Source organism: Candidatus Polarisedimenticolaceae bacterium, from assembly GCA_036376135.1.
In the GTDB taxonomy this organism is placed as follows: domain Bacteria; phylum Acidobacteriota; class Polarisedimenticolia; order Polarisedimenticolales; family DASRJG01; genus DASVAW01.
Genome location: DASVAW010000129.1, coordinates 106400 through 116586 on the forward strand (window position 1 = coordinate 106400; position 10187 = coordinate 116586).

Below are 10187 nucleotides of genomic sequence, written 5' to 3' on the forward strand. Positions count from 1 at the left end.
TCAGGGGACCTCGACGGCGTCGAAGACGCGCCGCACGACCTCGTCGGCGTTGACCGATTCGGCCTCCGCCTCGAACGAGAGGATGAGCCGGTGCCGCAACACGTCCGCCCCGATCGCCTTGACGTCCTCGGGGGTGGTGAAGCCGCGACCGCGCAGGAACGCGTGGGCGCGCGCGGCGGCGACGAGCGCCATCGTCGCGCGCGGGGAGGCGCCGTACTGGAGCAGCCCCTCGACGTCGAGCTTGAACTCCTTGGGACGGCGCGTGGCCTGGACGAGGCGCACGCAGTAGTCCTTGATGCGCTCGTCCACGTAGATCGCGTACATCGCCTCGCGCGCGCGCTCGATCGCCTCGAGGGTGGCGACCGGCCGGCTCGAGGGGGCGTGGGAACCGGTCATGCGGTCGAGGATCTGCCGCTCCTCCTCCGCCGAGGGGTAGTCGACCTTGAGCTTGAGCATGAACCGGTCGACCTGCGCCTCGGGGAGCGGGTAGGTCCCCTCCTGCTCGATCGGGTTCTGCGTGGCGAGGACGAGGAACGGCGCGGGGAGCGGGTGCGAGACGTCGCCGATCGTGACCTGCCCCTCCTGCATCGCCTCGAGCAGCGCCGACTGCACCTTCGCCGGCGCGCGGTTGATCTCGTCGGCGAGGACGAAGTGGGCGAACAGCGGACCCTTGCGCGCGGTGAACGTCCCGTCCTTCGGGCTGTAGATGAGGGTGCCGGTGAGGTCGGCCGGGAGGAGGTCCGGGGTGAACTGGATTCTCTGGAACGAGGCGTCGAGGGCCCCCGCGAAGGTCCGGACCGCGAGGGTCTTCGCCAGCCCCGGAACGCCCTCGAGCAGCAGGTGCCCCCGGGCGAGCAGGCCGATCGCCATCCGGTCGAGCAGGTACTTCTGGCCGACGATCACCCGCCTGACCTCGGCCAGGACCGCCTCGATCGACGCCGCCTCGCGTTGGACCCGTTCCTGGACCGCCTGGACCGACTCCACCATCTGGGACTCCTTACTCCTTGGACCCAAAGGACTTGGTGCGAACGCCGGATTGTAGCAACCGAGCCGCCCGAAGGAAAAATCCGACGGGTACGTAAGGTTGCCATCGGTGCGGACCCACCGCGAATCCCCGTCGCGATTCCCCGCCCCGGGGCCAGTGGCCTCACCCGCATCCCCAACCCATATTCGGTACGTCCGAAGGGGATCCAGAGTCGATGCAAAAGAAACTCGCCGCGTCGTTTCTCATCGTCGCCTGCCTGTACACGATCGTCGGGGTCGTCGTCCCGCGGGTCCACCCGGACCCGGTCTGGGGGACCGCGCTCGCGGTCAGTCTCGACCTCGCCATCGGCCTGGGCGCCGCCTGGCTCGTCTCCTGGCGCCTGACCCGCAGGATCCGGGAGGTCGCCCGCGCCTCGGAGGACCTGCGCGAGGGGAACCTCGCGGCACGCGTGGACACCCACGGGGACGACGAGGCCGCCGAGCTCGCGCGCGCCTTCGAGAGCATGCGCCAAGGGCTCGCGGGCGTCGTCGAGCGCGCCCGCGACGTCGCCTCGCGGGTTCACGGCTCCGCGCGCGAGCTCGCGACGACCGCGGAGGATCTCGACGCCCGCGCCGAGGCCGGTGCGGCCGGGGCCGCGGCGGCGGCGGGGGGGATCGTCGCCGTCTCCGAGCGGACGGGGGCCACCGCCGCCGCCCTCGACGCCTTCCGCGCCAAGGCCGACGCCATCGGCCGCGCGATCGCCTCGATCGCCGCCCTCTCGCAGCAAACCCACCTGCTCGCCATCAACGCGTCGATCGAGGCCGCCCGCGCCGGCGAGGACGCCGAAGGGTTCGCCGTCGTCGCCGAGGAGGTGCGCCACCTCGCCGACGACGTGAACCGCGTCGCGGGGGAGGTCGCCGCGCTCGCCGCCGAGCTCGGCGCGAACGCCGAAGCCCTGGGTTCGCGGATCCGCGAGAGCGCCGACGCCGCCACGCGCGCCCGCGCGCTCGTCGAGCGCGCCGAGGCGTCCTTCGACGGGATCTTCGACACGGTCCGGGGCACCGGCTCCGGAGGGCTCGCCCTCGCCGCTTCCGCGCGCGGCCTCGCGGAAGCCTCCGGCGAGCTCGAGCGGGCGATCGCCGTCTTCCGGACGGAACCCTCCGCTTGAGGGTGCTGACCTTCCTCGCCTCCGGGCGCGCGTGGGCGATCGACCCCCGCGAGGTCCTGGCGGTGCAGCCCGCGATCGGACTCGCCGCCGCCCCCGGCGCTCCGGAAGGGGTGCTCGGCATCGCGGCGTTCCGCGGCGACGTCGTGACCGTCCTCGCGATCCCCGGCGTGGAAGGCGGCGCCGAGCCCCCGGAGACCGGCTCGATCCTCCGCCTGGCCCCGCCGCGGGAGCACCTCGCGTTGTGGGTTCCGGGGACCGTCGCCCTCGGGGACGCCGCCGACCCGGAGATCGAGCGGATCGATCCGCTCCGGTTCGGTTGATCGCGATGGACCTGCGCCGCTACCTCGACCTGTTCGTCGCGGAATCGCGCGAGCACCTCGCCCGCGCGGCGCAACTCGCCGCCGCGATGGGGACGGCCCAGGACGAGAGGGCGCTGCGCGAGTCGTTCCGCCACCTGCACTCCCTGAAGGGGATGGCGGCGACGATGGGGTTCGCGTCGATGCGCGACCTCGCGCACGCCGCCGAAGGGGTCCTCGACGCCTGCCGGCGCGGCGCGCTCGACCCTTCGCGGGGCGGCGCCCTCGTCGGCGAGGCGACCGCCTGCCTCGAGCGGCTCGTCGACCGGGCGGCGCGCGGGGAGAGCCCCGACGACGACGACGGCGCCCTGCTCGCGGCCCGCCTTCGCGCCTTCGTTCCCGCCGCGACACCCGCCGACCCCGGCGGCTCCGCCGCTCCCGTCCCCTCCGAGGGAGGGAAGGGGACCCTCCGCCTCTACCGCGTCGGGATGCGCCTGGACCGGGAGCGCCCCTTCCCCGCCCTGCGCGCGGCGGCGGTGCTCGGTCGGCTCGGCCGTCTCGGCCGGGTGGTGGCGAGCACGCCTCCGGCCGCACGCCTGCGCACCGGGCGATGCGACGGGACGATCGCGGCGACCCTCGAAACGACCCTCGAAGGGGCCGCGCTCGGCGCGGCCCTCGCGCGCATCGACGAGCTCGAGAGTTTCACCGTCGCGCCGACCGAGGCGCCCGCGGTTCAGGCCCCCGCGCCGCCGACGGCGTTCGCGCGCCTTCCGATCGCCGCGATCGACGACTGGCTCGCCGACGCGAACGAGCTGGTCCGCGCGCTCACCCGTGCGGGGGCCGACCCCCGGGCGCTCGCCCTCGCGCGGCGCCTCAGGCGACGCTCGCTCGACGCGCGGCTGATTCCTTTCGAGCCCCTCGCCGGCCGCGTGGAACGCGCGGCGGGGGATCTGGCCCGCGGACTCGGGAAGGAAGTCGCGGTCACGATCGAGGGGCGCGACACGCAGATCGACCGCGTGTTGTTCGATGCGATCGCGGATCCCCTGCTCCACCTCGTGCGGAACGCCGTCGACCACGGCCTCGAGCCCCCCGCGGAGCGCGAGGCCCTCGGAAAGCCCCGGCGCGGCCTCCTGCGCGTGACGCTCGTGCGGCGCGCCGCTTCGCTCGACGTCGCGTTCGAGGACGACGGCCGCGGCGTGGACCTCGAGGCCGTGCGCCGCGAGGCATCGACGCGGGGCCTGCTGACGGAAACGCAGATCGAGGGGCTCGACGCGAGGCGCACCCTCGCCCTGCTGCTCGAGCCGGGGTTCTCCACCGCCCGGCGCGCGGGGGTCGTCTCCGGGCGCGGCGTCGGCCTCGACGTCGTCGCCGAAGCGGTTCGCACCCTCGGCGGGCGACTGGACCTCGAGGCCCGCCCGGGGCGGGGCCTGCGCGTCCGCATGAACTTCCCCTTCGCGACCGCACGCCTGCACGCGGTCGTCGTCCGTGCCGGGGTCGCCCGCCTCGCGATTCCCGCGTCCGCGGTCGTGCGCGCGCGCCCCGCGGGGGACGCCCCGATCGAGCCCCTGGCGTCGCGCCTGGGGGGGCGCGGCGGCCCTCCCCCGACGATCGCGATCGAGCTGCGGAGGACCGCCGGGGCGCTGACCCTCGGCGTCGACGCCGTGGACGGCCGATACGAGCTCGTCGTGCGCGCGCTGCGCGGCCCCCTCACCGCGTGCGGCGCCTACGGCGCCGCGGGAGTCCTCGACGACGGCACGCCGGTTCTCGTGATCGACCCCGAGGCGCTGTGATTATCCTCTCGCCGTGCACACCCCCCGCAAGCGCTTCGGCCAGAACTTCCTCGTCGACCGTGCGGCGATCGAACGGATCGTGCGCGAGCTCGCGCCGACGGGGGCCGAGCCGGTCCTCGAGATCGGTCCCGGCATGGGGGCGCTGACCGAGCCGCTCCTCGCGGCGTCGGGGAAACTCGCCGCGGTCGAGATCGACCGGGACCTCGCCGGCGCCCTGCGCGCGCGACTGGACCCCGCGCGGTTCGTGCTGATCGAGCGCGACGTGCTCGACCTCGACCTGGGCTCGGTGGCGGAGCTGCTGGGTTTCGCCCCGGCGACGCCGCTCGCCGTCGCCGGCAACCTGCCGTACAACATCTCGAAGCCGGTGGCGAAGCGCCTCGTCGCCCAGCGCGGGACGGTCGCGCGCGCGGTCCTGATGTTCCAGAAGGAGGTCGCGCTGCGCCTCACCGCCGAGCCGGGGAGCAGGGACTACGGTCCCCTGACCGTCCTCGCCGGCCTCGCCTACACGATCGAGCGGCGCTTCGACCTCCCGCCGGGGGCGTTCCGCCCCGCACCGTCGGTCGTCTCGACGGTCACCCGCTGGACCCCGCGCGGCGGGACGATTCCCGACGGCCTGGAGGCGGCGCTGCGCGCCTCCTTCGCCCAGCGGCGCAAGACCATGCTCGCCAACCTGCGCTCGGGCCTCGGGGGCGAAGGGCCCGCGCGCGAGGCTCTCGAGCGGGCGCAGATCGATCCGCGCGCGCGCGCCGAGCAGCTTTCCCCCGCGTCTTTCCTGCGTCTGGCGCCGATTTTCGCTTGATATACTCCGCGCGGTGAGCGCTCCTCTGGAACTCGTTCCCCTCGGCGGTCTCGGAGAGTTCGGCATGAACCTCCTCGTGATCCGCCAAGGAGACGACTGCGTGGTGATCGACGCCGGGATGATGTTCCCCGGCGCCGAGCACCTGGGGGTGGACGTCGTCATCCCCAACCTCGAGTTCCTCGACGACTGCGGGACGATCCACGGCCTGGTCCTCACCCACGGTCACGAGGACCACATCGGCGCGGTTCCCTACCTGCTCGCCCGGCGCGACGTCCCGGTGTTCGGGACGCCGTACACCCTCGCCCTCGTCCGCGACCGCCTCGAGGAGCACGACCTGCTCCGCGGCCCCGCGCTGCGGCCGATCGCCCCCGAAGGGGCTCCGCTGCGGCTGGGCCCGTTCACGATCGAGGCCCTTCCCGTCGCGCACTCGATCCCGCAGTCGCGCCTGCTGGTCGTGCGCACCCCGATCGGGACGATCGTCCATACCGCCGACTTCAAGCTCGACGCGAACCCGCTCGACGGTGAGGCGCTCGACCTCCGGGCCCTCTCGCGCCTGGGGGACGAAGGGGTGCTCGCGCTCCTCTCCGACAGCACCAACGCCGATCGACCGGGGGTGACCCCCGGAGAACGGACGGTCCGCGCCCCGCTCGAGCAACACGTCGCCTCCGCCCCGGCGCGCGTGTTCGTGACGGCCTTCTCCAGCAACGTCCACCGCCTGCAGCAGGTGATCGAGATCGCCGCCCAGCACGGCCGCAAGGTCGCCGTCGTCGGCGCCTCGATGGAGTCCCACGTCGAGATCTCCCAGCGCCTGGGGCTGCTGCGTTTCCCCGCGGGGCTGCGGGTGGATCCCGCGGTCGCGATGGACCTCCCTCCCGCCGAGGTCCTTTTCCTCGTGACCGGATCGCAGGGAGAGCCCGCGTCGGCGCTCGCGAGGATCGCCGTCGACGGCCACCGCGACGTCTCGATCGAGGACGGCGACCTCGTCCTCCACTCCGCGCGCGCGATCCCGGGGAACGAGCGCACGATCGGCCGGATGGTCAACCACCTCCTGCGGCGCGGGGCGTCGGTCGTCACCGGCGCCGACTCCCCGATCCACGTCTCGGGGCACGCGTCGCGCGACGAGATGCGGATGATGATCGATCTCGTCCGCCCGAAGTTCCTCGTCCCGATCCACGGCGAGTACCGGCAGCTCAAGGCCCACGCGGAGATCGGCCGCGCGTGCGGCCTTCCGGCGTCGAGGATCACGCTCGCGGACAGCGGCGATCTGCTCGCCCTCACCGAGGACTCCCTCGAGGTCGCCGGCCGCGTGCCGGTCGGCCAGGTCTTCATCGACGGCACCCTCGAGGAGGTCGGCGCCGCCCTCCTCAAGGAGCGCCGCAAGATCGCCGACGACGGGCTCATCGTCGCCGTCGTCGCCGTCGACCGCGAGAACGGCACCCTCAACGGCGACCCCGAGATCGCCAGCCGCGGCTTCGTCGGTCTCGAGGGGGAGGCGGAGCTGCTGCGCGAGGCGCGCGACGTCGTCGCGGAAGCCCTCGCCTCGACCTCGCTCGAGCAACGCTCGGACGAGGGGCTGCTCAAGGAGAAGCTCCAGACCGAGCTCAAGCGGTTCTTCCGGCGGCGCACGCAGCGCCGTCCGCTGATCGTCCCCGTGATCGTGGAGTTGTGATCGTGGCGAAGGTGCGCGAGAAGCTCCGCAGGCTCTCCCAGTGGCCCGGCTTCGACGAGGTCGTGGGCTTGCTCCTGCTCCTGATGGCGGCGATCTGCCTCGCGGCGCTTTCCTCCCACTCCCCTTCCGACCCGACGTGGTTCCAGCAGCTCTCGGACCCCGGCCCCGTGCGCAACGTCTTCGGCCGCGTCGGGGCGAACCTCTCCGAGATGCTCTGGCAGGGGCTGGGCACCGCCGGTTGGCTCGTGCCGCTGGTCCTCGCGGTCACCGGATGGAACCGCTTCCGCGGACGCGGCGCCGCGACCTCGTGGGGACGTTTCGCGGGGCTCGCCGCGGCGACCCTCGTCCTCGCCGGTCTCCTGCAGCTGTGGATCGGCTGGGTGGAAATCTCCGGAGACCGGTACCCCGCGGGCGGCCTCGCGGGGATCGCGGTCGGGGGGACCTTGCGCGAGCTGCTCGGCACGACCGGCGGGATCGTGGTCGCCGTGGTCCTGCTCGCCGCGACGATCGTGCTCGCGACGCAGTTCTCCTTCGCGCGCACGGGGGAGGCGCTCGCGGTCTGGGGGCGCGGGGAAGCCGCCCGGCGCCTCGCCGCATGGCGCGCGCGTCGCGAGGAGCGGCGCCGCGCCGACGAGCGCACCGCGGTCTCCCGCAAACACGCCAAGGCCGCCGCCGAGCGCGCGAAGGACCTCCCGGCGGAGCCCGCCGCCGAGGAGCCCCGGCCCGCCCCCGCGCCGCCCTCCCTCCGCCCGCGCGCGACGGCCGCCAAGCCCTCCCCGCCCGCGAAGCAGCCCCCCCTTCTCGAGCCGCAGAGCGCCTCGGGGATGAGCCTCCCCCCCCTCGATCTGCTCAACGACCCGAAGCCGCAGCCGAGCGAGGACGAGAAGGAGCTCCTCTCCCGCGCGGGCCAGCTCACCCAGAAGTTCCGCGAGTTCGACGTCGAGGGGGAGGTCGTCGCGATCCACCCCGGTCCCGTCGTGACGACCTTCGAGTTCAAGCCCGACGCCGGCGTGAAGTACTCGAAGATCACGGGGCTCGTGGACGACCTGTGCCTGGGACTGAAGGCCGAGTCGGTGCGCATCGACCGCATGCCCGGCCGCGCGACGGTGGGGATCGAGGTCCCCAACAAGCACCAGGAGATCATCTACCCGAAGGAGCTGATGGCCTCCGAGCGCTGGCGCCAGTCCCGCTCGAAGCTCACCCTCGCCCTCGGGAAGGACATCAACGGCGAGGTCTACACCGCCGAGCTCGACCGCATGCCGCACCTGCTGATCGCCGGCGCCACCGGCGCGGGGAAGTCGGTCGGCCTCAACGGCATGATCGTGTCGATGCTCTACAAGTCCACCCCGGCCGAAGTCCGTTTCATCATGATCGACACGAAGATGATCGAGCTCGGGATCTACCAGGACATCCCGCACCTGCTCATCCCGGTCGTCACCGACCCCAAACACGCCTCGACCGCGCTGAAGTGGGCGGTCCGCGAGATGGAGTCCCGCTACAAGAAACTCGCCGCGGTGGGCGTCCGCAACCTCGAGCAGTTCAACGCGCTGCTCGACGCCGAGCCCGAGCGCACGATCTCGGACCCCAAGACCGGCGAGTCCCAGCCCCTGCGCAAGCTCCCCTGCGTCGTCATCGTCATCGACGAGATGGCCGACCTGATGATGGTCTCCTCGGCGGACGTCGAGGAGTCGATCATGCGCCTCGCGCAGATGGCGCGGGCCGTCGGCATCCACCTCATCCTCGCCACGCAGCGCCCGTCGGTGGACGTCATCACCGGCACGATCAAGGCCAACTTCCCCTCGCGCATCGCCTTCCGGGTCAGCCAGCGCGTGGACTCCCGCACGATCATCGACCAGCAGGGGGCCGAGCACCTGCTCGGCCGCGGCGACATGTTGTTCATGCCCCCCGGCTCCCAGCGCCTCACCCGGCTGCACAGCGCCTACCTCACCGAAGGGGAGATCAACCGCATCACCGCCTTCCTGAAGAAGCAGGCGAAGCCGGTCTACGACGAAAGCGTGCTGAAGGACCCCGAGGAGGAGCGCCAGGCGGGGGGCGACGGCGGCGAGCGCGACGCGATGTACCTCGAGTGCGTGCGCCTGGTCCTCCAGGAGGGGCAGTGCTCGATCACCCTCCTCCAGCGCCGCCTGCGCCTGGGTTACGCCCGTGCGGCGCGCATCGTCGACACGATGCAGCAGGACGGGATCGTCGGCCCGGCCGACGGGTCGAAGCCGAGGGAGATCCTCGTGGGGCCGGAGATCCTGGAGACGCTGAGTGCGTCCCGGTAGAGCGGCCCGACCGCGCTTGCACCGGGTTCTAATTTCCCATCGGGCCGGACGCTCCGAGGAACCGGGATCCGGTTCTCCGTATTGGAGCGAGGCACGAAAACCAGTGACCCGGCGCAATCCTCCCCGGGTCGGATCGGGGTCTATCTCGCGGCCAACGTCTCCAGGATCTCCGGCCCCACCAGAATCTCCCTCGGCTTCGAACCGTCCGCCGGGCCGACGATCCCGTCCTGCTGCATCGTGTCGACGATCCGCGCCGCCCGGGCGTAGCCCAGGCGCAGGCGGCGCTGGAGGAGGGTGATCGAGCACTGCCCCTCCTGGAGGACCAGGCGCACGCACTCCACGTACATCGCGTCGCGCTCGCCTCCGTCGCCGCCGGCCTGGCGCTCCTCCTCGGGGTCCTTGAGGACGCTCTCGTCGTAGATCGGCTTCGCCTGCTTCTTGAGGAACGCCGTGATCCGGTTGATCTCCCCCTCGGTGAGGTAGGCGCTGTGCAGGCGGGTGAGGCGCTGCGAGCCGGGGGGCATGAACAACATGTCGCCGCGGCCGAGCAGGTGCTCGGCCCCCTGCTGGTCGATGATCGTGCGGGAGTCGACGCGCTGGCTGACGCGGAAGGCGATGCGCGAGGGGAAGTTCGCCTTGATCGTCCCGGTGATGACGTCGACCGACGGGCGCTGGGTCGCGAGGATCAGGTGGATGCCCACCGCGCGCGCCATCTGCGCGAGGCGCATGATCGATTCCTCGACGTCCGCCGAGGAGACCATCATCAGGTCGGCCATCTCGTCGATGACGATGACGACGCAGGGGAGCTTGCGCAGGGGCTGGGACTCGCCGGTCTTCGGGTCGGAGATCGTGCGCTCCGGCTCGGCGTCGAGCAGGGCGTTGAACTGCTCGAGGTTGCGCACGCCGACCGCCGCGAGCTTCTTGTAACGCGACTCCATCTCGCGGACCGCCCACTTGAGCGCGGTCGAGGCGTGCTTCGGATCGGTGACCACGGGGATGAGGAGGTGGGGGATCTCGGCGTACATCCCCAGCTCGATCATCTTGGTGTCGATCATGATGAAGCGGACTTCGGCCGGGGTCGCCTTGTAGAGGATGCTCGTGATCATCCCGTTCAGGCCGACCGATTTTCCGGCGCCGGTCGCACCCGCGATCAAGAGGTGGGGCATCCGGTCCAGCTCGGCGGTGAACACGTCCCCGTTGATGTCCTTCCCCAGGG

Annotated in this window: 8 protein-coding genes; 6 read left to right on the plus strand and 2 right to left on the minus strand. The window is 72.4% G+C overall.

Annotated features, from left to right (window positions below; all coding sequences use genetic code 11):
* The gene (locus VF139_13430; GenBank protein ID HEX6852394.1) at positions 1-987 is read right to left on the minus strand and encodes an AAA family ATPase; all 987 of its coding nucleotides are present in this window, start codon (positions 985-987) and stop codon (positions 1-3) included.
* A 212-nt stretch (positions 988-1199) separates the two neighbouring features.
* On the opposite strand from VF139_13430, the gene VF139_13435 reads away from it, so the two are divergent.
* The 6 genes from VF139_13435 to VF139_13460 are packed head-to-tail and all read left to right on the plus strand — an operon-like array spanning position 1200 to position 8971.
* Positions 1200-2132 carry a methyl-accepting chemotaxis protein gene (locus tag VF139_13435; GenBank protein ID HEX6852395.1) on the plus strand — a complete coding sequence of 311 codons (933 nt, stop codon included), beginning with the start codon at positions 1200-1202 and terminating at the stop codon, positions 2130-2132.
* Complete coding sequence (locus VF139_13440; protein HEX6852396.1) at positions 2129-2452, plus strand: hypothetical protein; 324 nt, start codon at positions 2129-2131, stop codon at positions 2450-2452. The genes VF139_13435 and VF139_13440 overlap by 4 nt, the downstream gene beginning before the upstream one ends.
* 5 nt (positions 2453-2457) lie before the next feature.
* The gene (locus VF139_13445) at positions 2458-4218 is read left to right on the plus strand and encodes an Hpt domain-containing protein (GenBank protein HEX6852397.1); all 1761 of its coding nucleotides are present in this window, start codon (positions 2458-2460) and stop codon (positions 4216-4218) included.
* 13 nt (positions 4219-4231) lie between these two features.
* Entirely contained in the window at positions 4232-5017 is a 786-nt protein-coding gene (rsmA, locus tag VF139_13450; protein ID HEX6852398.1) for a 16S rRNA (adenine(1518)-N(6)/adenine(1519)-N(6))-dimethyltransferase RsmA, read from the plus strand.
* Positions 5018-5030: 13 nt separating this feature from the next.
* The gene (locus VF139_13455) at positions 5031-6686 is read left to right on the plus strand and encodes a ribonuclease J (protein HEX6852399.1); all 1656 of its coding nucleotides are present in this window, start codon (positions 5031-5033) and stop codon (positions 6684-6686) included.
* A gap of 2 nt (positions 6687-6688) precedes the next feature.
* The gene (locus VF139_13460; protein ID HEX6852400.1) at positions 6689-8971 is read left to right on the plus strand and encodes a DNA translocase FtsK; all 2283 of its coding nucleotides are present in this window, start codon (positions 6689-6691) and stop codon (positions 8969-8971) included.
* A 140-nt stretch (positions 8972-9111) separates the two neighbouring features.
* On the opposite strand, the gene VF139_13465 is transcribed toward VF139_13460, so the two are convergent.
* On the minus strand, positions 9112-10187 hold a 1076-nt coding region (locus VF139_13465), incomplete at its 5' end, for an FtsK/SpoIIIE domain-containing protein (protein HEX6852401.1).

Excerpts from the sequence above, each read along its gene's own strand:
- VF139_13430 (HEX6852394.1), bottom strand. The coding sequence starts at position 987 with ATGGTGGAGTCGGTCCAGGCGGTCCAGGAACGGGTCCAACGCGAGGCG.
- VF139_13435 (HEX6852395.1), top strand. The coding sequence starts at position 1,200 with ATGCAAAAGAAACTCGCCGCGTCGTTTCTCATCGTCGCCTGCCTGTAC.
- VF139_13445 (HEX6852397.1), top strand. The coding sequence starts at position 2,458 with ATGGACCTGCGCCGCTACCTCGACCTGTTCGTCGCGGAATCGCGCGAG.